Origin of the sequence: Ciceribacter sp. L1K22 (genome assembly GCF_017599385.1) — a bacterium.
Classification (GTDB): Bacteria; Pseudomonadota; Alphaproteobacteria; order Rhizobiales; family Rhizobiaceae; genus Allorhizobium.
Genome location: NZ_JAGFPK010000001.1, coordinates 3,371,721 through 3,397,638 on the forward strand (window position 1 = coordinate 3,371,721; position 25,918 = coordinate 3,397,638).

At 60.2% G+C, this 25,918-nt stretch carries 28 protein-coding genes; 17 read left to right on the plus strand and 11 right to left on the minus strand.

The annotated features are described in order from the left end of the window. Positions 1–19: 19 nt before the first annotated feature. The 5 genes from J5J09_RS16665 to J5J09_RS16685 form a co-directional block, all read right to left on the minus strand. Positions 20–1,066, minus strand: coding sequence for an ATP-binding cassette domain-containing protein (locus J5J09_RS16665; protein ID WP_208552442.1), 1,047 nt, complete (start codon positions 1,064–1,066; stop codon positions 20–22). Further along, entirely contained in the window at positions 1,063–1,812 is a 750-nt protein-coding gene (locus J5J09_RS16670) for a glycerophosphodiester phosphodiesterase family protein (protein ID WP_208552444.1), read from the minus strand. Before J5J09_RS16670 ends, J5J09_RS16665 begins: the two co-directional genes overlap by 4 nt. Positions 1,813–1,826: 14 nt before the next feature. Then, a complete protein-coding gene (locus J5J09_RS16675) occupies positions 1,827–2,636 on the minus strand; it encodes a carbohydrate ABC transporter permease (RefSeq protein WP_208552447.1) in 810 nt (269 codons plus the stop codon). Beyond that, positions 2,626–3,495, minus strand: coding sequence for a sugar ABC transporter permease (locus tag J5J09_RS16680; protein WP_208552448.1), 870 nt, complete (start codon positions 3,493–3,495; stop codon positions 2,626–2,628). Before J5J09_RS16680 ends, J5J09_RS16675 begins: the two co-directional genes overlap by 11 nt. 61 nt (positions 3,496–3,556) lie before the next feature. After that, entirely contained in the window at positions 3,557–4,816 is a 1,260-nt protein-coding gene (locus tag J5J09_RS16685; RefSeq protein ID WP_208552452.1) for an ABC transporter substrate-binding protein, read from the minus strand. 319 nt (positions 4,817–5,135) lie between these two features. On the opposite strand from J5J09_RS16685, the gene J5J09_RS16690 reads away from it, so the two are divergent. Continuing rightward, positions 5,136–5,612, plus strand: a complete 477-nt coding sequence (locus tag J5J09_RS16690) for a sigma-70 family RNA polymerase sigma factor (RefSeq protein WP_208552455.1) — start codon at positions 5,136–5,138, stop codon at positions 5,610–5,612. Positions 5,613–5,897: 285 nt separating this feature from the next. Further along, the gene (locus tag J5J09_RS16695; protein WP_246745991.1) at positions 5,898–6,584 is read left to right on the plus strand and encodes a Crp/Fnr family transcriptional regulator; all 687 of its coding nucleotides are present in this window, start codon (positions 5,898–5,900) and stop codon (positions 6,582–6,584) included. Between the two features lie 29 nt (positions 6,585–6,613). On the opposite strand, the gene J5J09_RS16700 is transcribed toward J5J09_RS16695, so the two are convergent. Further along, positions 6,614–7,336 (minus strand): Crp/Fnr family transcriptional regulator, encoded by a 723-nt coding sequence (locus tag J5J09_RS16700; RefSeq protein WP_208552459.1) that lies wholly within the window; start codon positions 7,334–7,336, stop codon positions 6,614–6,616. Between the two features lie 193 nt (positions 7,337–7,529). Here J5J09_RS16700 and J5J09_RS16705 point away from each other — a divergent pair, with 193 nt between their 5' ends. The 3 genes from J5J09_RS16705 to J5J09_RS16715 all read left to right on the plus strand — a co-directional run bounded on the left by J5J09_RS16705 (position 7,530) and on the right by J5J09_RS16715 (position 8,449). Then, entirely contained in the window at positions 7,530–7,895 is a 366-nt protein-coding gene (locus tag J5J09_RS16705) for a hypothetical protein (protein ID WP_208552460.1), read from the plus strand. A 76-nt stretch (positions 7,896–7,971) separates the two neighbouring features. After that, positions 7,972–8,238, plus strand: coding sequence for a hypothetical protein (locus J5J09_RS16710; RefSeq protein ID WP_208552461.1), 267 nt, complete (start codon positions 7,972–7,974; stop codon positions 8,236–8,238). A 13-nt stretch (positions 8,239–8,251) separates the two neighbouring features. Continuing rightward, a complete protein-coding gene (locus J5J09_RS16715; RefSeq protein ID WP_208552462.1) occupies positions 8,252–8,449 on the plus strand; it encodes a hypothetical protein in 198 nt (65 codons plus the stop codon). Positions 8,450–8,455: 6 nt separating this feature from the next. Here J5J09_RS16715 and J5J09_RS16720 read toward each other — a convergent pair whose 3' ends face one another. Both J5J09_RS16720 and treZ read right to left on the minus strand, forming a co-directional pair. Beyond that, entirely contained in the window at positions 8,456–9,067 is a 612-nt protein-coding gene (locus J5J09_RS16720; RefSeq protein ID WP_208552464.1) for an HD domain-containing protein, read from the minus strand. Positions 9,068–9,346: 279 nt separating this feature from the next. Next, positions 9,347–11,314, minus strand: coding sequence for a malto-oligosyltrehalose trehalohydrolase (treZ, locus tag J5J09_RS16725; protein WP_208552468.1), 1,968 nt, complete (start codon positions 11,312–11,314; stop codon positions 9,347–9,349). A 12-nt stretch (positions 11,315–11,326) separates the two neighbouring features. Here treZ and J5J09_RS16730 point away from each other — a divergent pair, with 12 nt between their 5' ends. Genes J5J09_RS16730 through J5J09_RS16745 form a run of 4 tightly spaced genes read left to right on the plus strand, consistent with a single transcriptional unit; the run spans position 11,327 to position 13,116 of the window. Then, a complete protein-coding gene (locus tag J5J09_RS16730) occupies positions 11,327–11,638 on the plus strand; it encodes a hypothetical protein (protein ID WP_208552470.1) in 312 nt (103 codons plus the stop codon). Between the two features lie 36 nt (positions 11,639–11,674). Beyond that, positions 11,675–11,902 (plus strand): hypothetical protein, encoded by a 228-nt coding sequence (locus J5J09_RS16735; protein ID WP_208552472.1) that lies wholly within the window; start codon positions 11,675–11,677, stop codon positions 11,900–11,902. Next, the gene (locus tag J5J09_RS16740) at positions 11,899–12,513 is read left to right on the plus strand and encodes an NAD(P)H-dependent oxidoreductase (protein ID WP_208552474.1); all 615 of its coding nucleotides are present in this window, start codon (positions 11,899–11,901) and stop codon (positions 12,511–12,513) included. The genes J5J09_RS16735 and J5J09_RS16740 overlap by 4 nt, the downstream gene beginning before the upstream one ends. A 27-nt stretch (positions 12,514–12,540) precedes the next feature. Continuing rightward, positions 12,541–13,116: an exopolysaccharide biosynthesis protein gene (locus tag J5J09_RS16745; protein WP_208552476.1), complete on the plus strand. Its 576-nt coding sequence runs from the start codon at positions 12,541–12,543 to the stop codon at positions 13,114–13,116. Between the two features lies 1 nt (position 13,117). Here the strand turns inward: J5J09_RS16745 and J5J09_RS16750 are convergent, their stop codons facing one another. The 3 genes from J5J09_RS16750 to J5J09_RS16760 form a co-directional block, all read right to left on the minus strand. Continuing rightward, a complete protein-coding gene (locus J5J09_RS16750) occupies positions 13,118–13,753 on the minus strand; it encodes a DUF4142 domain-containing protein (protein ID WP_208552478.1) in 636 nt (211 codons plus the stop codon). A 32-nt stretch (positions 13,754–13,785) separates the two neighbouring features. Further along, complete coding sequence (locus J5J09_RS16755; RefSeq protein ID WP_208552480.1) at positions 13,786–13,947, minus strand: hypothetical protein; 162 nt, start codon at positions 13,945–13,947, stop codon at positions 13,786–13,788. Between the two features lie 764 nt (positions 13,948–14,711). Further along, positions 14,712–14,924 (minus strand): hypothetical protein, encoded by a 213-nt coding sequence (locus J5J09_RS16760; protein ID WP_208552482.1) that lies wholly within the window; start codon positions 14,922–14,924, stop codon positions 14,712–14,714. 597 nt (positions 14,925–15,521) lie between these two features. Here J5J09_RS16760 and J5J09_RS16765 point away from each other — a divergent pair. The 8 genes from J5J09_RS16765 (at position 15,522) to J5J09_RS16800 (ending at position 25,918) form a co-directional block, all read left to right on the plus strand. Further along, a complete protein-coding gene (locus J5J09_RS16765) occupies positions 15,522–16,646 on the plus strand; it encodes a DUF475 domain-containing protein (RefSeq protein ID WP_208552484.1) in 1,125 nt (374 codons plus the stop codon). Between the two features lie 101 nt (positions 16,647–16,747). Then, positions 16,748–17,905 (plus strand): osmoprotectant NAGGN system M42 family peptidase, encoded by a 1,158-nt coding sequence (locus J5J09_RS16770; protein ID WP_208552487.1) that lies wholly within the window; start codon positions 16,748–16,750, stop codon positions 17,903–17,905. A gap of 153 nt (positions 17,906–18,058) precedes the next feature. Next, positions 18,059–19,624, plus strand: coding sequence for an ABC transporter substrate-binding protein (locus J5J09_RS16775; RefSeq protein ID WP_208552489.1), 1,566 nt, complete (start codon positions 18,059–18,061; stop codon positions 19,622–19,624). A 70-nt stretch (positions 19,625–19,694) separates the two neighbouring features. Continuing rightward, on the plus strand, positions 19,695–20,642 hold the full coding sequence (locus tag J5J09_RS16780; RefSeq protein WP_208552491.1) for an ABC transporter permease: 948 nt from the start codon (positions 19,695–19,697) through the stop codon (positions 20,640–20,642). Next, positions 20,639–22,438, plus strand: coding sequence for a dipeptide/oligopeptide/nickel ABC transporter permease/ATP-binding protein (locus J5J09_RS16785; RefSeq protein ID WP_208552493.1), 1,800 nt, complete (start codon positions 20,639–20,641; stop codon positions 22,436–22,438). Before J5J09_RS16780 ends, J5J09_RS16785 begins: the two co-directional genes overlap by 4 nt. After that, on the plus strand, positions 22,435–23,229 hold the full coding sequence (locus tag J5J09_RS16790) for an ATP-binding cassette domain-containing protein (RefSeq protein ID WP_208552496.1): 795 nt from the start codon (positions 22,435–22,437) through the stop codon (positions 23,227–23,229). Before J5J09_RS16785 ends, J5J09_RS16790 begins: the two co-directional genes overlap by 4 nt. A 5-nt stretch (positions 23,230–23,234) precedes the next feature. Next, entirely contained in the window at positions 23,235–24,017 is a 783-nt protein-coding gene (locus J5J09_RS16795; protein ID WP_208552498.1) for a FadR/GntR family transcriptional regulator, read from the plus strand. Between the two features lie 125 nt (positions 24,018–24,142). Beyond that, entirely contained in the window at positions 24,143–25,918 is a 1,776-nt protein-coding gene (locus tag J5J09_RS16800) for an N-acetylglutaminylglutamine amidotransferase (protein ID WP_208552500.1), read from the plus strand.

The window sequence follows — 25,918 nt, forward strand, 5'->3', positions numbered from 1 at the left end:
CCGGTCGCCAAAGCCAATACTAAAAGCCGCGATCGATCGCCGAAAGCTCCAGCCGATCGCCCGTCTTGTCGTCGAAGAAGACCGCCTTCTCCAGATCATAGGTGATCCAGAGGCGGTCGGCCCCACGCAACTCGGTACTCCGTGGTCCCACCACGGTCAGGCGCCCCGCCGGGCTGTCACAATGAAGGATTGCTTCGGCACCCGTCATCTCGGAGAGCACCACGCGGACGGGGAGGCCATGGCCTGCGGGTTCGCTGGTCGAGACTGTCAGTGTCTCCGGGCGAAAGCCTGCTGTCAGCCCAGGCCGGCCGGTCCAGTCCGGCAGGCGCTCGACGGACACGAAGTTCATTGAGGGCATGCCGAGGAAGCCCGCGACGAAACGGTTTCGCGGGCGATCGTAGATCGCTTCGGGCCTATCGAATTGCTGGAGGTGACCGTCCTTCAGGACAGCAATGCGGTCGGCAAGCGACAAGGCTTCCGTCTGGTCGTGTGTCACGTAGACGATGGTCGCCTTCAGTGAACGGTGAAGCTCCTTGATCTCCGTCCGCATGGCGACACGCAGCGCATTGTCGAGGTTCGACAGCGGCTCGTCCATCAGGAAGGTCGAGGTGTCGCGGGCCATGGCGCGGCCCATGGCGACGCGCTGGCGCTGGCCACCCGACAGGGCCCCCGGCTTGCGGTCGAGATAATCCGTCAGCTGCAACGTCGCGGCGACGGCCTCCGCCCGGGCGTGACGCTCCCGTTTCGCCATGCCGCGCAGTTCGAGGCCGAAGGCGATGTTCTGGCGCACCGTCATGTGCGGATAGAGCGCGTAGTTCTGGAAGATCATGGCGATGTCGCGGTCCTGCGGCGCCAGATCGTTCGCCCGCCTGCCGCCGATGGAGAGTTCTCCGCTATCGCATGTCTCGAGGCCAGCGATCAGGCGGAGCAGTGTTGACTTGCCGCAACCGGACGGTCCTACGATGACGACGAATTCGCCGGGCTCGATATCCATGGAGATGCCGTGCAGGATCTCCGGTCCTCCGGGATAGGATTTGCGGATGTCCTTGAGCGAAATGCCACTCATCGTTGGCTACCCCCTCTTTCCTGTTCCCGGATCGCGATCGCGAGGCTCGGACGATCGGTGGTGAAGACCTTTACCCCGAGGGAGAACGCCTTCTCGATCTGCTGTGCCGTGTGCGCCGCCCAGCAGCCGAAGGCGAGCCCCGCGTCGTTGACGGTCTGCTTCAGGGAGAGGGTCGCCGTGTCCACGTGCACGCTGATTTCCGGAATGCCGTGCGCCAGGGCCGTCTCGACCACCGCAGCAGGGCCGAGCTGGCCAAGCACCGGCGGACTGACAAGCCACAGCAGGGGACGATCGGTTTCCGTCCTGAGCTCGTCCAGCGAGGGAATGAGAAACGAGGAGAAGGTGGTGCGGTGAAGCATGTTCTCCCGCTCCAGCATCCGCACGACGCGCGGAACGAAGTCGGGGTAGGGGATGCCACCCACACCCGGCTTGATCTCGCAGCGGAAGTCAACGTGGCTCCCCCGAAAGATCGCGCAAAGTTCGGACAGGGAAAGCGGATGGCCTCCGGCCCCGTAGTCTATGACCGCCGACCGGACGTCCGCCTCCGTCAACTCCGCGATGACACCGCACCGGTCGGTCGTGCCATCCAGCGTCGCGTCGTGGTGCACCATGATCGCGCCGTCGGCGGTCGGGTGCACGTCGAACTCGACTTCCTCGAGTGCCATTTGCGCCGTAGCTTTGAAACCACGGGGCGTGCTGTCGCCGAACTCAAGCGTGCCGCCGCGGTGGGATGCGATGCGTGTCATTCCAATTCCTTCGATTATTTCAAGGCGCCCATGGTGATGCCGCGCACCAGGTGCCGTTCCACCAGGAAAAAGCCGAGCAGCACGGGCAGGATGGTGATGGTCGAGGCGGCCATGACCAGCGGCCAGTCGATGAGGCCTTCCCCAGGGTTCACGCGGTAAAGGCGGGCGAGCCCGATCTGCAGCGTGTAGAGATCCTGCTTGCCGATCGCGACGAGCGGCCAGATGTAGTTGTTCCATTCGGTGATGAAGATGTAGAGGCCCATCGAGAAGATGGCCGGCCGGCTGATGGGAACGATCACCCTCCACAGAACCTGAAGCGGTGTCGCGCCATCCATGTAGGCGGCCTCGTCGAGCGCCCTCGGAGTCCCCCGGATGTACTGTCGCAGGAAAAACGCGGCAAATCCGTTGGAGATCGCCGGCAGGATCAGCCCGGCATAGGTGTCTAGCAAGCCGACCTTGGCCAATGTCAGATAGTTGGGGATCAGGCTGATATGGCTCGGTATCATCAGCGTCGCCACAGTCGCCCCGAACATGAGGTCGCCGCCCCGGAACCGGTAGCGCGCGAAGGCAAAGGCGGCCATCGTCGCAAAGGTGATGCCGAGGATCGTCACCAAGCCGGAGACGATGAGGCTGTTCAGCAGGTAGCGGGCGAAGTTGTACTGACCGACGGCGCGCGCGTAGTTGTCGAGGGTGAACTCTGTCGTCCCGCGATAGTAGGCGTCCACCGTCTGGAACGACATGAAGATCGAATAGAGCACCGGGGACAGGAACAGCAGTCCGGCCACCAGCGCGAGGCCCGTCAGGAGAGGATTGTCACGCTTCATAATGAACCCTCCGGCCGATCACATAAGATTTGACGAACGCGAGCACGACCAGGAAGACGAAGAGCAGGACGGCCAGCGCCGACCCCTGGCCGATATCGAACAGCACGAAACCGATGCGATAGAGCATATGGACGAGGAGATCGGTCGCGCCTGCCGGTCCGCCACGGGTCATGACGCTGACGATGGTGAAGACCTGGAAGGCCTCTATGACGGAGATGACCAGCAGGAAATAGGTCGTCGGCATCACGAGCGGCACCGTCACCCGGCGGAACACGTGCAGGCGACGGCCCCCGTCGACGGCTGCGGCATCGTAGAGTTCCTGCGGCACCGCCTGCAGGCCGGCGATGTAGATGACGATATCGTAGCCCAACTGTTTCCAGGTGTTGACGAGGACCAGCACCCAGAGCGCGACATGCGGATCCTGAAGCCAGGCCACCTTTCCAAGGCCGAGTGCGCCAAGAACGGCGTTGGCCATGCCATAATCGGTCGAGAACACCCAGGAGAACACGACCGCGATCGAGACCGCCGAGGTGACGTAGGGAAGGAAAAGCGCGCCGCGCAGCAGGCGGGACGCGGCGGTTTCCCGCGCAAGATAGGAGGCGATGACGAGAGCGACGGCCAGCCGCAAGGGCACCGAAAACACGGCGAACAGCGTGGTGACCCAGAGCGAATTCCAGAAATCGCTGGACGTCAGCAATTGCTGATAGTTCGCCAATCCGACGAACGGCATGTCCGGCGACAGGAAGTTCCAGTGCCGGACGCTGAGGTTGAGGCTGGTGGCGATCGGAACATAGGTGAAGACCGCCATGAAGAGCATGAGCGGCGCGACGAAGAGATAGGGCGTAAGCTTGCGGGGCATGGCGGAACCGGAAGACCGACGGACCTCGCTAAAGAGGTCCGTCGGGCATGGGTTGGAGGTATCAGTTGCTGGCGCGTTGTTCTTCCTGACGCGTCTGCGCGGCGAAATCGGTCATGGTTTCTTCGACCGGCCGCTGGCCGAGCGCCATCGCCTCCCACATCTTGTACTCGGTCGTGCGCATCCAGGTGACGACCTCGGTGCGAGCCCGACCGTGAGCATTCGGAAGGGACTGGATTGCGACATCGATGCCCGGCTGGGTGGCAAGCGCCTCCACGGCAACCGGCAGCTCCGCGCTCTTCTTGTTGATCGGCAGATAGCCGGTCCCGGCAAACCAGATGGCATTGGCTTCCTGCGAGGCCGCGTAGCTGACGAACTTGTAGGCTGCGTCCTGGACCTCCTTGGGGGCGGATGCCATGATGCCGATGCCGGCGCCGCCGATCGGCACGGAGCAGACCTTGTTGCAGGGCATCGGACGGACGACGAGGTTGTCGCCGAGCGCCTTCTTCGCGCCGACATAGTTGCCGGTCGAGTTCATCATGATGCCGACCTTGCCGGCAAGGAAGGCGTCCCGGCCAACATCCTCGTCCGTCACGCCATCGGGCGAAGCGACCTTGTGCTCGTGGACGAGCGACGCCATCCACTGGTAGGCCTCGATGGTGTTCGGCTTGTCGAGAAGGGTCTCTCCGCTCTTCGAATCGATGAGATCGCTGTCATTGGCCATGACCAGACCCCAGCGCGCAAACTGGCCGGGAGCGGCGATGCCGGAAATCCCCTCCGAGCCAAGCTTCTCGGAGATCGTCTTCGCCGCTGCGAGGATGTCGTCAAATGTCTTCAGCGGGGTGTCTTCTGCGAGACCGGCGCGGGTGAAGATGTCCTTGTTGAAATAGAGGACCGGGGTCGAGGAGTTGAAGGGTACGATATAGTTCTTGCCGTCGATCACCCCGACTTCGCGGGCGTAGTCGTAGAGATCGTCCTTCAAGGGGTCGGCATCGACATAGGGCGTCAGGTCGGTCAGGACGTTGTTTTCGGCAAACAGGCCATAGCGCGTGACTTCCAGGATCACCGCAGCCGGTCCGCGATTGGCCGGTATGGCAGCCTGCAGCTTGGCAACGATATCGTTGTAGTTGCCGACGAACTCGCCCTGGATGTCGATATCGGGATTGGCCGCTTCGAACGTGGCGATGATCTTGTCGAGCGCTTCGCCGTTGCTCTTGTTGAAGCTGTGCCAGAAGGTAACCGTGGTGGCCGCCTGAGCGGGGCCGATGGCGGTCAGCAGTGTGAAGGCGCCGGCTGCCAACATGGTATGCAATCTACGTGTCATCGCGTTCTCCTTTGCAATAAAAATTGCACCGTCGTTTGCCGAGGTTTAGCGCTGCTGGACGACAGTCCGGTGAAAGCGGTGCGAAGTTTTCATGACACCGAGATCCCGCCTGGGACGTTTCGTGCAATCTGGTTGCGGCGTCGGTCGCGCAAATCATCGGAAGCATGATGTCAGGCGGACTGCCCGACTGTTCCATCATAGCCCGTCATCTCACGCAGCCAGAACCGTACAGTCGCAACTGCTATGTACGGTGGAGTACAGAAACTATTGGCGCTCCTGTCCATTGAGTGACCACCATGGAACAAAGGGGCGAGACAGGATGCGCGGAGAACAGGTCGTTGAACTGATACCGGCATTGAGGGCATTTGCGCGGTCCTTTCACGGGTCGCCCGACGATGCGGATGATCTGGTTCAGGAGACACTGATGCGGGCGATCGGCAGCATCGATCAGTTCGAAGAGGGGACGCGCCTCAAATCCTGGCTGTTCACAATAATGCGAAACACCTTTTCGACCCGCTATCGAAAGGGGCAGCGGGAGGTGGTGGGTGTGTCAACGGCGCTTGAGGAGAGCCTGGTGAGCCCCGCCGCACAGGAGTGGGTGGCGCAGTCACAGACAGTGCGCGATGCCATATTGAGACTGCCCGATACCCACCGAGAGGTTCTGGTCCTTATCGCCATTCTGGGTGAGAGTTACGAAGATGCTGCGGAAATCTGCGGATGTCCGGTTGGCACCGTGAAAAGTCGCCTTAGCCGTGCTCGAGAGAGACTTAAAGTCGATCTCGGAGAGCCGGCCTGATGCCGGTAACATTCTTTCGCCTGTGCTCGCCATCGTAAATCGCTCCCGGTTTGGAACCAAATGGGCTCCTCCGAGTTCGATGGGGTTGAGGCGGAGACTTCGGCTCCGCTGCAGCACTGACGAGGAGGCGCATCCGTGGACGAGTACGATAACAATGTGACGCGTCAACATCCCGTGCACAAAGACGGCGATGCTGCCGAGGCGAAACATGGGGGCAAGGCATTTCGGTCGACGGGCGCAGCGAGGCCGGAAAAGACTCCGCCGGAGTTCAACAAGCTTCTTGCCCTGCTTCCGAGGGAGGAGCTGGCCGCAATTACGCCTGATCTAGATTTCGTGATGCTTAAAAAGGGGGAGTTGCTCGGCAGCATCGACCAGCCTCTTGAGTATGTCTACTTCATCACCGCCGGTCTCGGCTCGGTGGTACTGACGACTCCGGAAGGTCGGCGTGCTGAAGCCGGCATCTTTGGTTTTGAGGGTCACGTTCCGGCCCCGGCGATTACGGGGACATCACTTAGCCTGCACGACGTCACCGTTCAGATCGCTGGCTCTGCCTATCGCATAAGCTATGCCGACTTTAGGCGCGGCATGGAAACCCTGGAGCTTTTCCCGAAGCTTATGATGAGGGCCTCCGAGGCGTTCGCCGTACAGCTTGCATATACAGCGGTTTCGAATGCTGTCCATGACATCAGCGTGCGGCTGGCCAGGTGGCTGTTGATGTGCCACGATCGGGTGCCAGCCAACGAAATCTCGCTCACGCATGATGCGCTTTCCCTGATGCTTGGCGTGCGACGACCCAGTGTCACCACATCTCTCCACGTCCTTGAGGGCCATGGCCTTATTCGTTCTGAGCGGGGGCTCATCACGATCCGCCATCGCGCCGATCTTGAGGACTACGCCAGAGACGCCTACGGTAAGCCGGAAGAGGAGTATCGTAAGCTTATGGCGGATCTCCCGGGTGACCTTGAAGTGTGATATATCCCCCGAGTGTTCCCACCAACCCGTCAAGACGTTCCCAATCTGCCCACCAATAGTCGGTATTCGTCTTCGGGCGCGCCATAGGTATCGCCAGCAAACTCCTCCAGTCCGCGTCGATCCCTTATCGTGACCCGGCCACGTTCGGAGCGGATGTATTTTTGGCCTTCAAGAATATGGATCGCGGTGGTCACACTCGGTCGTCGCACCCCCAGCATGATTGATAGCTGGTCATGGGTCAGCGCGATCTCGTCGCCTCCCACGCGGTCGTGAAACATCAACAGCCACCGAGCGAGGCGCTCGTCTATCTGGCGCGAAACATTGCATAGCGCAGTGAAGGAAATCTGCGAGACGAACGTCTGTACGAAGCGTGCCAGAACATTGGCAAAGACGCTGTGCTGGGCGATGGCGTCGCTCATTTGTTTCATGGGCATCCGGTGACCATGACCCTCGACCTGCATCACGACTTCGTGGACACTAGTTATGCCACCCACCAGTGCAGAGGTGGGAGAGAAGCCTTCACGGCCAAACATGCCCGCTTCTGCCCGGCGACCTTGTGAAGATATGGTTATGACCGAGCCGACCCCCGCCGATGGAAAATATGCATGATCGACCGGCGCTCCGGCTTTCACCATCGCATAGCCGCGGGGTAGTTCGATCGGTTGCAGGCTCTTGTTGATTTCCAGGAATTCGCTTTTCGGCAACAGTGCAAGTAGGTGGTTCTGAATATCTGGTTGAAGTACGGCGGACATGGCTCTCTATCGCTTCGGGCGAAAGCCGCCGGGACCTTCCGCCGTCGGGCCCTTACAAATCAGACGGTTAATGTCGATATATCATCGAGTATCAGGTGTGGGTTTTAGGTACGCTGGCGGACGATCGGCCACGTCGAAGATCGTTGATGCTAAATGGGAGCATGGGCGCTCGGATCCGAGGAGCATCATGTTCATGAAGAGAACGAACGTTGCACTGGTCGTGGAAGACCAGCCATTGATCGCGCTGGAAATTGAGCAAATTCTAAAGGATGCGGGTTGGCGCGATATCCTTACATTCGTTTCCGCAGGGGAAACCGAGAATTGGCTGGCGCGTCAACTTCCTTCGGTCGCGGTCATTGAGGCAAGCGTGCAGGACGGTCACTGTGAAACGATCGCTCGGATGCTCAGCGATCACGCGGTCCCGTTCATTGTGCATAGCGTTGAAAATGAAGGGAGACGCCTTAGCTCGCCGCTGCGAAACTGCAAGGCGTGGATCGAGAAGCCTGGCACACCGGAGATGTTTGTTGCTGCTCTGGGGCGGCGCTTCGACGGCTTTTGACGATAATGGTCACCGGAACAATCCTCCGCTCCGTGAGTTCGCTAAGGTGATCCGAAATCATCATCTGGAGGCGTCGATGAGCGAAGCGAAAAAGAGCACCAATCACGATACTATCCGCTTCTGGATCGAAAGCCGTGGAGGGCGCCCGTCGAAGGTTAGCGGGGCCAGTCATGGAGGAATTCTCCGGATCGATTTCGGAGAGCCCGAGGAAAATCTCGAAGAGATCGAATGGAAAGAATTCTTCGATATCTTCGAGGATTCCAAGCTCGCCTTTCTCTATCAGGACGAAACTGGCGATGGCGCCGAGAGCCGATTTAACAAGTTCGTTTCACGAGACAGCTGATAGGGAAATGCAAATGACCGGCTCGGAAAAGAAAGTTCAAAAGATCCACAAGGATGCGCAGGGACAGTTTGCGCCTAAGCAGGCGGGTGGACAAAGCGACGGGGTCGCGAGCGCAAAACCGACGGTGATTACCGGATCGGAGGACGCAACGGAGCATAACCGCCCACCGAAGCCGTCAGGCTCTTCCCGCGCCGGTCGTCATCGGCCGTGAAAACGGTCAACACAAACACGACAGGAATCGTCTGACACCACTGGCCTGGGGGCCAGAATTCTGATCAGGGCGCACAATTCCCAGTTCCGTCAGCAAAGACCTCATAAAAGGGCGCGGCGTTTCCTCAGCCTTCCGCTCATAGGGGGAGATGCCGATCATCTGGCAGAACATCTCCAGGTTTTCACTATAGGCCGAGGCATCGAGACCGGCCGCGTCGCATTGGTTGATGTTGTCTTCCAGGTCGGCGATCTTGATACGGGTGGCGATCGGATTACGTGCGATGCGGATCAGGAACGCGTGCTCACTTTCGTCCTTTCGCCGGGTGAGAGCTGAGACCGCTTCGACGACCATGTCCGAGAATCCCTCTTCTCTGAGCTGGGAGGCAGACCAGCCATTGCCCTTCTCAACTGTATCATGAAGAAAACCCACCGCCCGTTCTTCGGTGGTGGAAAAGCGATTGGCGACGCGCTCGCAATGGGTGGTGTAGGGACGTCCTGTCTTGTCGCGCTGACCCGCATGAGCTCGGGCTGCGATCCGCTGAGCACGCAGCAGACCCTGTTGCTCCGGGCCTACAGCCGGCCTTTGGGTTGTCGTTTCGGTCCTGATGATCTCGCGCATCCTTCAAACTCCCTGACGTTGTCCACCAGAACCCGCCAGCACAGGGTCCGTTCCACTCGGACGCAAACAGTCGAAGCATTCTTCGGGGGCGTACCGATCCGCTGATGACCATGGCTCCGGATCGAAGCGGCGTGAAGAGGCGACCGCGGGCTGGGTCTCAGCAATCATGTCCTCCCTCCGAAGTCAGCCTCCGCACACGCGCCTCTGGATTCCCCGAAGCACCACGCCGTATCTCGTGGCGACCTGACAATATCAGGCCGCCAAGACGGAATCCGGCAGCTATAGAAGATTTGCCACGCTGAATAGGACACTGAACGCGGGGAGGATACCGTCCCTCGGCAACTGTCCATAGATCAGTTCACCGGAAACGACAGGCGGCGCTGTCGCCTCTTCTTCCGTCAGATTGGCGCGCATTTGCAGCAGGCTCTTCCCGAATCTCCAATCGATGGCGATCAGCCCATCCGGAGTCTCATGGCCGATTGCGCCGCGATATTTCGTCTGTGCGTGAAGTGGCCATATGAGACGCTGCCGCTTGTCGAGAAGGTCGGCAACAAAAGAGCTCCATCGCTCAGCGTCCCGGCTTTCGGTTGCGCTGTGGTCGATCTTCGATTGCAGGAAGGTTTCGACTGCATTTGGATCGGGAACGTCGGAAACGGTCTCCCCCTTCATATCCTGAAATAACCACGCCTGCTCCAACCTGCCGCGGCGCTCCTGTTCATGGAGCTCTTCCGGATGGTCGGAGAAGAAGAAAAAAGGCCGGCGTGTCGCAAACTCCTCGCCCATGAACATAAGCGGAGTTTGCGGTGATAGCAGGAGAATTTCCGTCAGCGCTTTGACGATGGGCGGCTCCGCGAGATTCAGCAACCGTTCTCCGCGCACACGATTGCCAATCTGGTCGTGATTTTGCAAAAAGTTGATGAACGCCGTCGGTGGAAGATCAGCGCTTGTCTCGCCGACCACCTTGCCGTCCTGCGGGCGAGCCTCGCCCTGATAGACGAAACCCTCGGTGAGCGACCGGCGCAATTTCTGCCACGGCTTGTCGCAGAAATTGACGTAAAATCCTCCCGTTTCTCCTGTGGCGATCGCGTGTGCGACATGATGGAAATCATCGTTCCATTCAGCCTTGCAGAGAGGTCCCGTATCGCGTCCCGGCCGCATTGGTTCTGCCACGTTACGTGCATCCTCAATCATCAGGTGGATGTGCCGGCCAGAGTATTGACGGCGTATTTCACGGGAAATTTCCGAGAGCAGTTCCGGATCTCCGCTGTCATTGACCAGACAGTCGGCGGCGTCTAGCCGCAACCCGTCAAGCCGGAACTCCCTCAGCCAGTAGAGGGCATTGTCCAGGAAATAACGCCGGACCTCCGGCCGCGAGAGGTCCGGGGCCGGGCCCCAGGGAGAGCCCTCCGCCTTGAAGAACTCAGGCGTAGAGCGCTCGAGGTCATTTCCCAGATTGCCGAAGTGATTGTAGACGACATCGAGGAATACCATCAGCCCGAGCCCGTGCGCGGCATCCACAAGTTGACGGAAATCGTCTGGCGTACCGTAGGCTGGGTGTGGGGCGTATTGCAGCACGCCGTCATAGCCCCAGCCGCGTTGCCCGTCTAAGGCCGCCACGGGCATGATTTCGATGGCGGTGAAACCCTGGTCCGCGAGCCTTTGCAAATGCGGTATCGCAGCAACGAAAGTGCCCTCGGATGTGAACGCCCCCACATGGAGCTCATAGATGATGGCCTCATGCCATGGGCGCCCGGTCCAATCCGTGTGGCGCCACCCGTAGCTGAGGTCCGCGACAACTGAGCGTCCTGACACTGACTCGACCTGCTGGCGGGACGCCGGATCGGCGACCTCGCTCCCGTCGGAGAGAATGAAACAGTAGGTCTCGCCGGGCTGCGTCTCTGTCTCCAGCTCATGCCAGCCGGCAAGAGTCCGGACCAACGGCATGCTTGCGTCGCCCAGACGCAGACGGATCAGATCGTGCCGCGGCGCCCAAAGGCGAAATGAAGCCCGTTGACCGTCAATCATCTCGGCACCCCAGGCGTACCGACGGGTGTAAGGCCTCGGGTTTGAGCGTGCGTTTTGCTTCATTTGCTCGGTTGTCATGGATTTGTTTCTCCAAGGTGGCGGCGAATAACCAGACGGCACCGAGGATGTTCCATCTCCCCGGGCGGCTGATAAACATTCAGGGTGCTCGGGAAACAAGGGAACCTGGTGGAGGTCCGGGAGTTTGAAAACCAGCAGGGTCAACCGAGGTCCATGATGGATACGCAACTGAAGATTTACCGCCTTGTGCCGCAGGCTCCTCCTTCGGATCCGAACTGGCAGAATGCGATTTTCCAGGGAGAGGTGCGCGTCTGTGCGGTATCGCCTGGCGACGCCAGACTTGTTGCGGCCGAGGCCGAGGGTGATTTTCCCCAACGGGACGCGAAGCCTGCGGAAGGGGTGTCGACTATCAACGGTTCCGCCTTCCTCAACGAGAAACTCTTCACCGTGATCCTGGAGGACGGAGAGGCCGATGTCGGCCGGAGGGTCCGGGGTGTGGTGAGTGGGACGATAGACGTCATCACCTAATGCCGTCCAACCGGCGCAGGAACGAGGAGCAATAAGATGGCTATCAAAAAACCACGTGACGGGGCCGCCGGCACGACCGATCAGTCACCGCGATGGGAAGGGCCGCAGGAAAACACCCCGAGCGGCTATCTTCCAGCCAAGGATGATCCCGACCACGATCGTGATGCTGTTGGAGAAAACCTTCAGGATCCCCGGAAGAAGACGGTCTCCGACGGGTTGAAAACGGGTGACGATGACAACTCATCCAAAGGGAGCCGCCAGTGACGCTTAAAGCCCTCGCATTCAATGCGACACTGAAACCGAGCGGGAATACCGCGGCCTCATCGACGGATTTTCTGCTGGAACAATTTCGGGCGGCGTTTGCCCGATCGTCGATCGAACTTCCCATCATCCGGTTGGTGGACCATGACATCAAGCCGGGCGTAAGCGCCGACGAAGGCGGCGGCGATGCCTGGCCCTCCATCCGGCAGCAACTCATGGATGCCGATATTCTTGTGATGGCGACGCCCATCTGGATGGGCCAGCCCTCCAGCGTGTGCAAACGTGCGCTGGAGCGAATGGATGCGTTTCTCGGAGAGACAGACGATTCGGGTCGCATGCCTACGTTCGGGAAGGTTGCCCTGGTCGGTGTCGTCGGCAATGAGGACGGCGCACATCACGTTTCAGCCGAACTCTATCAGGCGCTGAACGATGTCGGCTACACGCTTCCGCCCAATGCTGTTGACTATTGGGTCGGTGAAGCGATGTCGTCGGTCAATCTGGTCGATCTGGACGAGATCCCCGAGAAAGTGAAGACAACGGTCGACATGGCGGTATCGAACGCCCTTCATCTGGCCCGTCTTCTTTCAGAGGCACCTTATCCACCTCCGGCCTGAGGCCGGAGCCGACGTGGAGGCGACACCGTGGCGGATGACGTAACAGCGCTGCTCGACAGCATAGATGATGCATGCGACCGCGACGAGCGCCTGACGATCGCCGCTATTCAGGAGATCGCGGGCAGGAGGGCCAGTGCACCTCTTATCCTTTTGCCGGGTCTTGCCATCCTGTCACCGCTGAGCGGCATACCGACAGTACCAACCTTCCTGGGACTGGTGATCGGTCTTGTCAGCCTTCAGATCATGCTGGGTCGCAGCACGATTTGGCTTCCGAAACGGTTGGGTACGTCCGGCATTTCCGCCGGACGTGCCAAGCGTGCCGTCGGATGGGTCCGTCCGGTCGCCGGTGTTATCGACCGGTTCAGCAGCCGGCGTCTCGAATGGTTCGCCAATCCGGTCTCGGTAAGACTTGCCGGCCTGATGTGTCTCCTCATCGCCGTCTGCATGCCGGCGATGGAATTGGTGCCCTTCTCCAGCTCCATCGCCGGCATGTTTGTTGCCGTTCTCGGCCTAGCGCTCATGACCCACGACGGCCTTTTGTTCGCCTTCGCGTATCTTTTGTTCGCCGGAGCGGTTGCCGCGGCGGCCTTGTTGGTGGCCTGATCTAGTCATTGGCACCGGTTAGGGCCTTCAGGAAATGCGTGCGTAATGTCGGGTAGACTGATTGGGCGTAAGCCTTCAAAGGTCCGGCCGCACCGCGATCTGCGTAAAGCGCGACAAGCGCCATGGCGGATTGGTGGGACACCATCTGAGCCGAGAGAAAGGCTGAATCGAAGTCGGCGTCGGACGCCGAGGTCAGCGCGTTCAGCTTCTGTGTCTGCGAAGAGTCCAAGGCAAAATCGACTGTCACCGACTGCGCCCGGGCTGCTGCTTCAAGCTCAGACTGGGCTTTCCGGTGGTCGGCGATCAATTGCCTCGCATAATCTGTTACGAGCGGATCGGCGCTGCGCTTTAGAGCGAGTTCAGCCGTCTTGATTTCCAAAAGGTTCGACGATGCCGCCCTTGCGGCGAACACATCCGGCGCTGGTGCTTCTCCTTGAGGCGCGTCGGCGGGTGTAGGAGGTGTCGGTATCTCCGTTGCCGGTGACGGCTGCGTCGTTTGTGCTAAAGCCGGCAGAGGCGTAATCGTAACGGCAAAGACGGCGGGAAGTATCTTGAACTGGTCTCCCTTCAGGAGTCCAACCCTGCCGTGCGGTGGCTTGTTCCTTGCTGACTGTCGTAGCCGTTGCTGTTCCGTCATCTCGCACGCCGCCGCCACAGCGGACGGCTATGTCAGCTCCGACGCTGATCAAGACGCTTCTGCAGTTCCTGTGCGAGTTCCGTTATCTTGGGTGGCGTGGGTACGGCGTTCAGTTCGGTCAGAAGCTCCGACACGGCCCGTTCGAGATCGGAATCGGTCGCGCCTTTCCCGTTTCGCTGTTTTTCGTTTCCCATCTGGTCCTCGTTATCGACGGGATAAGGTTTTGAAGAACTACTCATGCGCCGCACATCGAATGATGAATCTGTCCGCGAATGAAATCTCTTCCTCTTCGCCCTGCGGAACCAAACTGAGGCAAGTCAGGTTTGATCCGCTGACGCAAGCGGGTTTACCTATAGTATGGTGACGTTGACGAACAGCGGAAACGCAAAAGCGCTATAATTCCCTCCGTCCGAGACTGGATCAGCATCTGGAGCGAACCGCTCACCCTCGGAATCAACTCGGAATGCTGGTCGTGTGGCTGGTCTACGTGCATGTCGTTGTGAAAACCCTTCGCCCCGGTGCGGGACCAAGGATCATATCAACGATCAGCGCCCGCTGACGCACCACGGACCGCTGTTATCGGGGGAATAGCATCGGCAGTTTCCGCGAGAGATAATCGAGAGAGCCTTCAGCCAGTCACTGCCACCGAATGGATTGCCAACGGGCAGCCGCATCGACGTTCTTGTCGTGGAGGACTAAGCGTCGGAGGAACTTCTCATCGGTGACCGTCGCACCTGTTGAGTCGCTGGCGAGGCCAAAGGGGCAGGTGGTCTGTCTGCGCGGGTCGCGTACGGTGCAGATTACCGGACGGCGCCAGCGAAAGAGGCTGTCTCGTCAAGTGGCGGGGCGGGACTCACGGGCGACTTACAGGCAGTGCCGAAGACCTCACGAAAATTGCGGCCTTGCTTGATCAAAATCTACGGCCGCCCGGCCTGATCCGGACGACCTTGCAGAAATCTCATGGGGCGTTGATGTCGGGGAGATAGAACTCGACGTCGCGACGCGCCTTGTCGTCAAGGACCGCGATACGCTCCTGCCAGAATTTTTCGGCTTCGGGCGGGTCGTTCTCCCATTCGCGAACCTTTGTGATGTTGTCGTCGATTTTGGCGAGCCGCCGGCCCCCCAGGCGCATGTATTCGTCAGCCAATGCCTTGCTCTTGGTCGTTGTCATACCGGCATTTCCTTTCAACTCATAGGCATGTGTTTCGATGCGTTGTCTCACCAACAGGATGCGCGGTCGAAAGTTCCCCCAGCCGGTGCCGGTTGCGAACGGTGTCGCCGAGTAGGAAGAGTCGGGCAACGGCGATGCCACGCGAACCGCACTTCGCCAGCGGACCCGCATCACAAGTCGTTCCGGACTGACAAAGAGGAGACGCCAGATGCCGGCACATGCTTGGCAAACCATCGGACGCGGTTGAGCCGGGCAAGGATTAAACCGGGAAGGATGGCCTTTCGACGGACGTTTGCCGTCCGCCGGATGAAATAAGTGCCGCGACCGCGAAGCGGTACTTGACCGGCGCCCCCGGTTCGGTGAAAAGAAGCTGGGTCCTAGTCACGTTATCGTTATGGCCCAGACCTTCTGGTGCCGGGCCCCTCTGGCGAGAGTTTACGGCGCTCTCGTGATGTCGGTACCGCCAGCAAGATGAGCCGGCGGATTTCAAAACATGAACACATCGATCATGCTCCTTGCGCGTGAGTGCAACGCGCGAACCTTTTCGATCAATCGTAACCTCTCCATCACGACATCCTCCACTTCGGAGGTCTGGGCATGAGCGCGCAACCGTTGGAAGCAAAAACCACGCTCTCCTATTTTCGCTGGGCGTTCATCGTTACCGTCTTCGGTCTCTTGCTTGGTGGGCTCTTGGGTTGGCAGACCACAGGTACCATCGGCGGCACGGCGACGGTCTTCTTCATTTGTGTCGTTCTGGCCGTTCTCGAGATCTCTCTCTCCTTCGACAATGCGATCGTGAACGCCAACAAGCTGAAGGAGATGACGCCGGTCTGGCAGCATCGCTTCCTCACGTGGGGTATCATCATCGCTGTCTTCGGCATGCGGGTTATCTTCCCGCTTCTGATCGTCGTGATCGCGGCCAATGTCGGTCCATGGACGGCAATGGTGATGGCGGCGACGCAGCCGGAGCGCTACGCGGAAATCATGCATGACGCGCATCTCCCGATCGCGGCCTTCGGCGGCACCTTCTTGATGATGGTCGGCCTGAAGTTCTTCTTCGATCAGGAAAAGGACGTTCACTGGGTGCAGTGGATCGAGGAGAAGGCGTCGATCTACTCGTCAGTCAAGGGGATAGAGATCGCCGTCGTCCTGGTCATCATGCTGATCTTTTCGCGTATCATCGGCAGCATCAACGAGCCGGACCTTGGTCCGGCCGCGGCAAATGTCTTCTTTCATGCGGCTATCTGGGGGCTGCTGACGTTCCTGCTGGTCGAGGTGCTGGGCGGTATTCTCGACCGGAGCCAGGAGATGCTGGAGGGCGCCGCCAAAGGCGGTTTCGGCGCGTTCCTCTATCTCGAAGTGCTCGACGCCAGCTTCTCGTTCGACGGTGTGATCGGAGCCTTCGCGCTGACGCAGAACCTCTTCATCATCGCCATCGGCCTTGGAATTGGGGCGATGTATGTGCGTTCGATGACGATCATGCTGGTGGAGAAGGGCACGCTCGCGGAATACCGCTACCTGGAGCACGGTGCGTTTTATGCGATCCTGATCCTCTCGGTCATCATGTACGTGCAGACGCTGTTCCACATTCCGGAAGTCATCACCGGATTGGGCGGCGCGGCCCTTATCGGGCTCTCGCTCTGGTCTTCGCTTCGGTATAATCGCCATGAGCGGGAAGAAGAACTGGCGCGGGAAAGCGCCGCTGTCGGCGAGAACATCTGACGTCACGTGCCCGGCCATTGCTGGCCGGGCGCCATCCCTGGGCATTGAACGCCAGCAAGCCTCGGGTTGACGCATCGTCCCTCGATTGCGACAAGGTGCGGATGAAAACGCCCGTCACAATCGATCACGACTATCTGACGCGCCAGCTCAAAGCGCTTCTCGCCATTCCAAGTCCGACCGGCTTCACCGATGAGGCCGTGCGCTTCACGGCGCGTGAACTCGAACGCCTCGGCCTCGACGTCAAGCTGACGCGCCGCGGCGCGATCCGCGCGCTCCGCCCCGGCGCGGCCGAGCGACCGGCACGCGGTCTGGTCTCGCATCTCGATACGCTCGGCGCTCAGGTGAAAAGCCTGAAGGAGAATGGCCGGCTCGAACTCGTGTCGATCGGCCACTGGTCGGCGCGATTTGCCGAGGGTGCTCGGGTCTCGATCTTCTCGACCAAAGGCATCTATCGGGGGACGATCCTGCCCCTGAAGGCATCGGGTCACACGTACAACGACGAGGTCGATAGCCAGCCGACCGGCTGGCGTCACGTCGAGCTTCGCATCGACGCGCTGGCGCGGGATCGCAATGACGTGGTCCAGCTGGGCATCGACATCGGAGACATCGTTGCGGTCGATCCTCAGCCGGAGTTCCTAGAAAACGGCTTTATCGTTTCCCGCCACCTCGACGACAAGGCGGGTGTTGCCATCATGCTCGCCGCCTTGGAGGCCATGCAGCGGGAGAAGATCGAGACGCCGGTGGATACCTACTGGCTCTTCACCATCGGGGAAGAAGTGGGCGTGGGGGCGTCGGCCGCCCTGGTGCCGGAGATCGCCTCGCTGGTCGCGATCGACAACGGCACGACGGCGCCCGGGCAAAACTCCGATGAATTCGGCGTGACGCTTGCCATGGCCGACCAGACCGGGCCGTTCGACTATCATCTGTCGAAGAAGCTTTTCGAGCTTTGCGGCGAAAACGGCCTGCGTGTGCAGAAGGACGTCTTCCGCTACTATCGTTCGGATGCGGCGTCCGCTGTCGAAGCCGGACACGATGTGCGCACCGCACTTGTCACCTTCGGTGTCGACGCATCGCACGGCTACGAGCGTATCCATCTTCACGCGCTTATGTCGGTTGCCAAGCTTGCGGTGCTCTATGCGTCAAGCGAGGTCCAGATTGAGCGGGATGCCGAGGAAGTCTCGGGCCTGCGCGGCTTCACCCGTCAGAAGGTGAGGGAGGCGGAACAGGCGCTCCGCCCGGATGATCCGGACGCACACTGAGTAATCCAAGGAAAACGGGTGTTGGTGATGCTCCATTGAGTGGGGCTGAGAGGGGTCATTTCGTCTCTCTGAAAATTAATTACTATAAATTGTTGAGTCGAGTTGATTTATACGTATAGATCGAGAAGTTGCCAGATCGAAAGGATGTTTCCCATGACGAGGCTGTTCCGAACCGTAGCTGCCGTCGCCGCCGCGCTCGTTGTCACCATGACGACCCTGCCCGCGCATGCGCAGACACCTCCCAATGTCTTGATTGTCGGGCAGATCGCCGAGCCGCAATCGCTCGATCCCCACACCGTGACGGCGACCAACGATTTCCGCATTCTGGTCAACGTCTATGATGGGCTCGTCCGGTTCAAGGACGGTACGCTGGAAGTCGAGCCTGCGCTCGCGGAAAGCTGGACGGTCTCGGAAGACGGCAAGACCTATACCTTCAAGCTGAGGCAGGGCATCAAGTTCCATGATGGTTCCGATTTCAACGCGGAAGCGGTGAAATTCAACTTCGATCGCATGTTGCGGGAAGATCATCCCTTCTACGAAACAGGCCCGTTCCCGCTCTCGTTCAACTTTTCCTCCATCGAGGCGGTGAATGCCCTCGACGACCACACGGTCGAGTTCAAGCTTTCCGAAGCTTTTGCGCCGTTTCTGTCCAACCTCGCCTATCCCACCGGCCTGATCGTCTCGCCCGATGCCGTGAAGCAGCATGGCAAGGACTATGGACGCAATCCGTCGGGGACTGGTCCGTTCCGGTTCGTCGAATGGCTGTCAAACCAGCGCGTCGTAGTGGAGCAAAACCCCGATTACTGGGGCGGCGCTGCGGGTCTGGAAGCCGTGGTCTTCCGGCCGATCACCGATCCCAACACGCGCGTCGCCGAAATGATGGCTGGCGGCATTGATGTGATGGTGGAGGTGCCGCCGGACAATCTCGCGACCTTTGCCCAGGACGAGAACTTTGCCGTGGTCGAGCAAGCCGGCCCGCATGTCTGGTTTGCGATCCTCAACACAAAGAGTGGCCCGTTCGCCGACAAGAAGGTGAGGCAGGCCGCGAATTACGCCGTCAACAAGCAGACGCTCGTCGACGATGTGCTCCAGGGCACGGCGACCGTCGCCGCCGGCCCTATCCCGCCCGCCTTCAATTGGGTCGAAAGCTCCGTGCAGCCCTATCCGTACGACCAGGAGAAGGCCAAGGCTCTGCTTGCCGAGGCTGGCGTAGAGGCTCCGGAGCTGACCTTTTATGTGACCGAAGGCGGCTCCGGAATGCTGGATCCCGTGACAATGGGAGCCGCGATCCAGGCGGATCTTCAGGCCGTCGGCTTCAAGGTCGACATCGAGACCTACGAGTGGAACACCTTTCTCGGTCGCGTCAATCCGGGCCTTGAGGGGAATGCCGACATGGCCGAAATGGCCTGGATGACGAACGATCCCGACACCGTGCCTTATCTGACGTTGAGGACGGACGCGATGCCGGACAAGGGCGGCTTCAACTCCGGCTACTATTCGAACCCGAAGGTGGACGAATTGCTTGAGCAGGCGCGTCGGTCGACCAACCAGGCCGAACGCGGCAGGCTCTACGGCGAGGTCCAGGCGATCGTGCACGAGGACGCGCCATGGCTGTTTGTCGCCAACTGGAAGCAAAACGCCGTGACGACGTCCGCGGTCCAGGGCTTCAAGCTTCAGCCGTCCTTCCTGCTCGACCTGCGCGGCGTCACGAAGCAGTGAGAACCAATCCGGTTGCCGGGGTCGACCGCGGCGCCGGCAACTGTTTTCGACGTCTGGGAGAAGTACCCCCATGTCGGCTTACATTCTAAAGCGGCTGATCGCGGTTGTGCCCGTGCTGTTCGGCCTCTCCGTCATCGTCTTTCTGGTCATGGCGCTGATTCCAGGGGATACGGCGACGGCGATCCTCGGCGCCTATGCGACGCCGGAAAACGTCGCTCGGATCAACCGGGACCTTGGCCTCGACAAGCCTCTAGTTCAGCAATATCTGATCTGGATCGGCAATGTCCTGCAGGGTGATTTCGGTCGCTCCTACTCGCTCAATCGTCCCGTGCTTGACGAGGTAGTCGAGCGATTTCAGGCAACCCTCATTCTCGCGGGTGTGTCGCTGCTCCTCTGTTCGGTGATCGGACTTCTGGCAGGCATCGTTTCCGCCGTCCGTCAGTTCGGATGGGTCGATCGCCTCGTCACTTTATTCGTGCTGGCCGGTATTTCCATGCCCTCGTTCTGGCTTGGGCTGCTCCTTATCTACCTGTTCGCCGTCCAGTGGCGCATCCTGCCGCCCTCCGGGATGTACGCTGTCTACGGCGGCGGTGACCTCAAGGACCTGCTTTTCCATCTGGTACTGCCAGCGATCACGCTGGCGGTGGTCGCGGCAGGTGTGGTGGCCCGGCTCACGAGGGCGGCCATGCTCGAGGTGTTGCGGCAGGACTATGTGCGAACCGCGCGCGCCAAGGGGCTGACCGAGGGGCGCGTCATCTATGCCCATGCCTTTCGCGCGGCACTCGTCAGTGTCATTCCCATTATCGGCATCCAGGCTGGTTTCGTCCTCGGCGGTGCCGTCTACATCGAAACCGTGTTTCAGTGGCCCGGAATCGGAGCCATGCTCGTGAAGGCCATCTCCACGCGCGACATCCTGCTCGTACAGGGCGGTGTTCTCGTCGTGGCGGCTAGTTATGTGTTGTTCAATCTCGCGGCAGACGTGGTCCAGTCGATGCTCGATCCGAGGATCAGGACATGAGCGTAGTTGCCGAAGAGCCGATCAGATCGACAAGAACGCCTAGCCTGACGTCATGGCGGCTGCTCCTCAACAATAGGCTGGCGACGGCCGGGTTGCTGCTGCTTGGCCTGATCGTGCTTGCAACTGGTCTCGCGCCTTTCCTGCCCTTACCCGATCCGGATGCGACGGCGCCCGCCCAACGCCTGATGTCCGTGATGACCGAAGGACATCTGCTGGGCACGGACCAACTCGGTCGCGATATCCTGAGCCGGCTTGTCTGGGGTACGCGGGTTTCGCTTGCTGTCGGGTTCGCGGCCACCCTGGTCGCGGCCGTGATCGGGTCCGCCATCGGCCTCGTGGCGGGCTATGCCGGCGGACGCACCGACAATCTGATGATGCGGTCGATCGATATGCTGATGGCCTTTCCCTACATCCTGCTCGCGCTCGCCATCGTTGCCGCACTCGGTCCCGGCCTCATGAACGCGCTTTATGCGATCGCGATCGTCAACATCCCGTTCTTTGCCCGAAACGTCAGAGGTGTGACGCTCGGCTTTGCCCATCGCGAGTTCGTCGATGCGGCCCGGCTTTCGGGGAAGGGGCACCTCTCCATTCTCATGACGGAGATCTTCCCCAACGTGCTTCCCGTCATCGTCATCACGATGTCGACAACGGCTGGTTGGATGATCCTGGAGACGGCTGGCCTCAGCTTTCTCGGTTTGGGTGCGCAACCGCCTCAGGCTGACCTCGGCGCGATGTTGGGGGAGGGCCGGGCGCAGCTCTTTACCGCGCCGCACGTGTCCATCGTGCCGGGCGTGATGATCTTCCTGATCGTCATCAGCCTAAACACTCTGGGCGACGGCATCCGTGACGTTCTCGACCCGCGCCTGCGTTCCGGGGCGCTGGTCCGGCCCGGACCCTTGACCGAGGTTTCCACGGGTCGGCAAGAGCTGCAAAACTCGCATCCCGAAGCGTCCCTTTGCGTTGAACGGCTTGAAGCCGGGTTCCGCCGTGACCGCGACGTCGTTCCAGCCGTTCGCGGGGTCTCCTTTCACGTGATGCCTGGAGAGTGTTTGGGTCTTGTTGGCGAAAGCGGATCGGGCAAGAGCGTCACGGCGCTCTCCATCATGCGCCTCGTCGCCTCTCCGCCAGGCGTCATACGCGACGGCGCGATCTATCTCGGAAACGAAGACATACTCTCCATGCCCGAGACGAAACTGATCGCGAAACGGGGCAGCCGTGTTGCCTACATCTTCCAGGATCCGCTGACGACGCTTCATCCGATGTATCCGATCGGACGGCAGGTGGAGGAAGCGATTTCCGCCCATCAGCGGCTCGGCGCTTCGGAACTCAAGGAAAGAGCGATCGCATTGCTCGAAAAGGTGGGTATCCGCGATGCCCACGAACGTGCCCGCCATTATCCCCACCAGCTATCCGGCGGTCAGCGACAACGCGTCGGGATCGCCATGGCGCTTGCCAACGATCCGGACATCATCATCGCCGATGAGCCGACGACCGCGCTCGACGTCACCGTACAGGCGCGCATTCTGGATCTGCTGCGCGATCTCCAGCGGGAGAAGGGCATGGCGCTTATCTTCATAACGCACGACTTCGGGGTGGTTTCCGAGATCTGCGACCGCGTGGCCGTCATGAAGGATGGAGAGATCGTTGAAGCCGGTCGTACCGGTGAGGTTCTGTCGAGACCACAACATCCCTACACCAAACGGCTGATCGCCTGCGTCCCCGAACTTGGAAGCAGGGACGGGTACCTCGATCGCGTCGCAAAGCTCTTCGCCCCGCTTGATGGAGGGACGTCATGACATCGACCGCCATCAGCGTTCGGGAGCTTTCGAAGACTTTCGGGGGAGGGTTAAACCTCATCGGCAGAGCAAGGCATGAAGTCAAAGCCGTGAAATCCGTGTCCTTCGACCTCGCAGGGGGAGAGACGCTCGCGGTGGTGGGTGAAAGCGGCTCAGGCAAGAGCACGCTTGCACGTATGCTTGTCGGCCTGGAAAAACCAACCTCCGGCGACATCTCGATCGATGACGTCGATGCGGCCTTTCGCGGTGCCGATCCGCGCGCCCTCGGCAAGAGGATCCAGTACGTGTTCCAGGATCCCGTCGCCTCCCTCAACCCACGCAAGACGATCGCCGACATACTGGATACGCCCCTGAAACTGCTGGCCGGTCTTGATGCCGCTCGACGGCCGGGGCGAATGCGTGAATTGCTGGACGCAGTTCAGATGCCCGAAAGCATGCTCTCGCGCTATCCCCACGAACTTTCCGGCGGTCAGGCTCAGCGTATTGCAATCGCGAGGGCTTTGGCCGCGGAAGCGCGGATCATGGTTCTCGATGAGCCGGTCAGCGCGCTCGACGTCTCGGTGCAGGCGCAGGTCCTGCTGCTTCTGCATGACCTGAAGGCTCGCTTCAATCTTTCCTACCTCTTCATCAGTCACGATCTCGCGGTTGTCGAAGCGGTCGCCGACCGGGTGGCGGTCATGCACCTGGGAGAAATCGTCGAGATCGCTGATGCGGATCGGCTTTTTGCCGCGCCCGAGCACGCCTATACGCAGAACCTGATCGCAAGCGCGCCGCGAATCAGGAGAGAGTAGGGGCAATGGAGGAAGCAGGGTCGAGCAAGATGGGTAATGTTGAAGACGGAAAGCGGCTGTTCCTGCCCGCGGGTCGTACAAAACGCCGTCCCGACATGATCGCCGAGCAGATCAAGGACTACATACGGCGAGAGCGTTTGCGACCCGGAGATCGCCTTCCTCAGGAACGCGAACTCATGGATACCTTCCAGGCCGCCAAAGGCACTGTGCGAGAGGCCATGAAGGCTTTGGAGACACAAGGTCTCGTCCGCACGCGCAGTGGACCGGGAGGAGGGGCCTTCGTCGCAAAGCAGTCCACGCAGCAGGCGATGGAGTTGCTCTCCACGCACTTCTTCTTCGCCGAGCCAAGCCTGTCGGACATCTATGCCGTACGAAAAGCACTTGAACCCGAGGTCGCGGCTCTTCTTGCGGGCCGTATGTCGGCGGCCGATCTTGCCGATCTCGAAGACACGATCAGGATCTATGATCATCCCCCCGCTGATCTCTCCGACCAATATCACCAGCGCGTCGCGGAGCTCGATTTTCATTCGGCTCTGGCCCAGCTTTGTCCCAACCCGCTGCTCGGCTTCATATGCGGCCTGATGCACAATCTGCTTCGCGAGTTGCCCGTCGCACGGAAAATCTACGCCGATGCGACTCCGTTTTCACGGGAGGAAGGGCTGTCCTTTCAATATCGGCTCATGGCGGCCCTCAAGGATGGTCGTGGCGACGATGCCCGTGCCATTGCGCACGAGCACATGATCTTTGCAGAAACCTACATGCTGCGACGCGCTGCGGCTCTCGAATGACAACCCTGGTGGAACAATAGGCAGGTTCAGGCATTCGCATTTCATGGCGACATCAGGGCCGCAGAACCGATCTGCGGCCCTGATGTCATGTTCTTCTATCAAAAACGGAGGTTTAGACCCGGTCCATGTGTGGAATTTGCGGAGAAGTAAGGTTCGATGGCGGATCGCCCTCGGTGGCTTCAATCACGACGATGGCGCAGGTTCTGGCGCCACGCGGTCCGGACGCGGCCGGTATTATCGTCCGCGGAAACATCGGGCTTGGACACCGGCGATTGCGCATTCTCGATCTGTCGGAGAAGTCCGAGCAGCCCATGGTCGATCCCGACCTTGGCCTTTCGCTTGTCTTCAACGGCTGCATCTACAATTTCCGCGAACTCAGGGCCGAGCTCCAGGAGAAGGGCTATCGGTTTTTTTCGGATGGAGACACCGAGGTCATACTCAAGGCCTGGCATGCCTGGGGAGCCGAGTGCGTCTCGCGCTTCCATGGAATGTTCGCCTTCGTCATTCACGAGCGGGACAGTGGCAGGATCGCCATGGCGCGCGATCGTTTCGGTATCAAGCCGCTTTATCTGGCAGAGGTGGAGGGGGGGCTGCGCTTCGCCTCTTCACTGCCGGCAATCGTGAAGGCCGGAGGGGTCGACACCTCGATCGACGTTGCGGCCCTTCACAACTACATGAGCTTTCATGCCGTCGTTCCGCCGCCGCGCACGGTGCTCAACGGGGTCCGAAAGCTGCCTCCGGCGACGATCAGGATCTATCAGAAAGATGGCGCCTTCGAAGACAGGCGCTACTGGGATCCACCATATAGCCGCAAGGCAGGTGATGGAAATGTGTCGCGCGAGGAGTGGCAGGAGCGCTTGCTTGAGGCACTGCGCCTGGCGGTTCGTCGCCGGATGATCGCCGATGTGCCGGTTGGCGTTCTCTTGTCCGGCGGCGTGGATTCCAGCCTGATCGTGGGGCTGCTCGCAGAAGCTGGGCAGACAAATCTCATGAGTTTTTCCGTCGGTTTCGAGGAAGCCAACGGCGAGAAGGGCGACGAGTTCATGTACTCGGACCTGATCGCGGAGCGCTTCGGCACCGATCACCATCAGATCTTCGTGCCCTCGTCCGAACTCATGGACGCGCTGCCGGGAACCATCGCGGCCATGTCGGAACCGATGGTTTCCTACGATAACGTGGGGTTCTACCTTCTTTCCCGCGAGGTTTCGAAGCACATCAAGGTGGTCCAGTCGGGCCAGGGCGCCGACGAGGTGTTTGGCGGATATCACTGGTACCCGCCATTGACGAACAGCAATGATGTCGTCTCCGACTACGGAAAAGCCTTCCGAGATCGTGCGCATGACACGCTTGTCGAGCAGCTTGGCGAGGGGTGGCTGGCAGACAGCGATGTAAGCGGCGACTTGCTGAAGGAGCATCTACTCCGCGACGGCGCAGACACACCAGTGGACCAGGCACTTAGGCTCGACAGCAATGTCATGCTGGTGGACGACCCCGTCAAACGCGTCGACAACATGACGATGGCATGGGGTCTGGAGGCGCGGGTGCCGTTTCTCGATCATGAACTGGTTGAACTCGCCGCACGGATTCCGCCGGAGGAAAAACTGCGGGACGGCGGAAAGGGCATCTTGAAGGACGTGGCGCGAAAGATCGTCCCGAGCGAGGTGATCGACCGGAAGAAGGGGTACTTCCCGGTTCCGCAACTTAAGTATATCGCGGGGCCGTATCTCGACATGCTGCGCGATGTCCTGTCGTCTCAGGCTGCTCGGGAGCGCGGACTTTTCCGGAAATCCTATGTCGACAAACTGCTGGCCGCGCCCGCCGATCACATTACCCCGTTGAGGGGATCGGAGCTCTGGCAGGTCGGGCTGCTCGAAATGTGGCTGCAGGCGCAGGAGGTCTGA

Excerpts from the sequence above, each read along its gene's own strand:
- J5J09_RS16665 (WP_208552442.1), bottom strand. The coding sequence starts at position 1,066 with ATGAGTGGCATTTCGCTCAAGGACATCCGCAAATCCTATCCCGGAGGA.
- J5J09_RS16670 (WP_208552444.1), bottom strand. The coding sequence starts at position 1,812 with ATGACACGCATCGCATCCCACCGCGGCGGCACGCTTGAGTTCGGCGAC.
- J5J09_RS16675 (WP_208552447.1), bottom strand. The coding sequence starts at position 2,636 with ATGAAGCGTGACAATCCTCTCCTGACGGGCCTCGCGCTGGTGGCCGGA.
- J5J09_RS16680 (WP_208552448.1), bottom strand. The coding sequence starts at position 3,495 with ATGCCCCGCAAGCTTACGCCCTATCTCTTCGTCGCGCCGCTCATGCTC.
- J5J09_RS16685 (WP_208552452.1), bottom strand. The coding sequence starts at position 4,816 with ATGACACGTAGATTGCATACCATGTTGGCAGCCGGCGCCTTCACACTG.
- J5J09_RS16690 (WP_208552455.1), top strand. The coding sequence starts at position 5,136 with ATGCGCGGAGAACAGGTCGTTGAACTGATACCGGCATTGAGGGCATTT.
- J5J09_RS16700 (WP_208552459.1), bottom strand. The coding sequence starts at position 7,336 with ATGTCCGCCGTACTTCAACCAGATATTCAGAACCACCTACTTGCACTG.
- J5J09_RS16705 (WP_208552460.1), top strand. The coding sequence starts at position 7,530 with ATGAAGAGAACGAACGTTGCACTGGTCGTGGAAGACCAGCCATTGATC.
- J5J09_RS16710 (WP_208552461.1), top strand. The coding sequence starts at position 7,972 with ATGAGCGAAGCGAAAAAGAGCACCAATCACGATACTATCCGCTTCTGG.
- J5J09_RS16715 (WP_208552462.1), top strand. The coding sequence starts at position 8,252 with ATGACCGGCTCGGAAAAGAAAGTTCAAAAGATCCACAAGGATGCGCAG.
- J5J09_RS16720 (WP_208552464.1), bottom strand. The coding sequence starts at position 9,067 with ATGCGCGAGATCATCAGGACCGAAACGACAACCCAAAGGCCGGCTGTA.
- J5J09_RS16730 (WP_208552470.1), top strand. The coding sequence starts at position 11,327 with ATGGATACGCAACTGAAGATTTACCGCCTTGTGCCGCAGGCTCCTCCT.
- J5J09_RS16735 (WP_208552472.1), top strand. The coding sequence starts at position 11,675 with ATGGCTATCAAAAAACCACGTGACGGGGCCGCCGGCACGACCGATCAG.
- J5J09_RS16750 (WP_208552478.1), bottom strand. The coding sequence starts at position 13,753 with ATGACGGAACAGCAACGGCTACGACAGTCAGCAAGGAACAAGCCACCG.
- J5J09_RS16755 (WP_208552480.1), bottom strand. The coding sequence starts at position 13,947 with ATGGGAAACGAAAAACAGCGAAACGGGAAAGGCGCGACCGATTCCGAT.
- J5J09_RS16760 (WP_208552482.1), bottom strand. The coding sequence starts at position 14,924 with ATGACAACGACCAAGAGCAAGGCATTGGCTGACGAATACATGCGCCTG.
- J5J09_RS16765 (WP_208552484.1), top strand. The coding sequence starts at position 15,522 with ATGAGCGCGCAACCGTTGGAAGCAAAAACCACGCTCTCCTATTTTCGC.
- J5J09_RS16770 (WP_208552487.1), top strand. The coding sequence starts at position 16,748 with ATGAAAACGCCCGTCACAATCGATCACGACTATCTGACGCGCCAGCTC.
- J5J09_RS16775 (WP_208552489.1), top strand. The coding sequence starts at position 18,059 with ATGACGAGGCTGTTCCGAACCGTAGCTGCCGTCGCCGCCGCGCTCGTT.
- J5J09_RS16780 (WP_208552491.1), top strand. The coding sequence starts at position 19,695 with ATGTCGGCTTACATTCTAAAGCGGCTGATCGCGGTTGTGCCCGTGCTG.
- J5J09_RS16785 (WP_208552493.1), top strand. The coding sequence starts at position 20,639 with ATGAGCGTAGTTGCCGAAGAGCCGATCAGATCGACAAGAACGCCTAGC.
- J5J09_RS16790 (WP_208552496.1), top strand. The coding sequence starts at position 22,435 with ATGACATCGACCGCCATCAGCGTTCGGGAGCTTTCGAAGACTTTCGGG.
- J5J09_RS16795 (WP_208552498.1), top strand. The coding sequence starts at position 23,235 with ATGGAGGAAGCAGGGTCGAGCAAGATGGGTAATGTTGAAGACGGAAAG.
- J5J09_RS16800 (WP_208552500.1), top strand. The coding sequence starts at position 24,143 with ATGTGTGGAATTTGCGGAGAAGTAAGGTTCGATGGCGGATCGCCCTCG.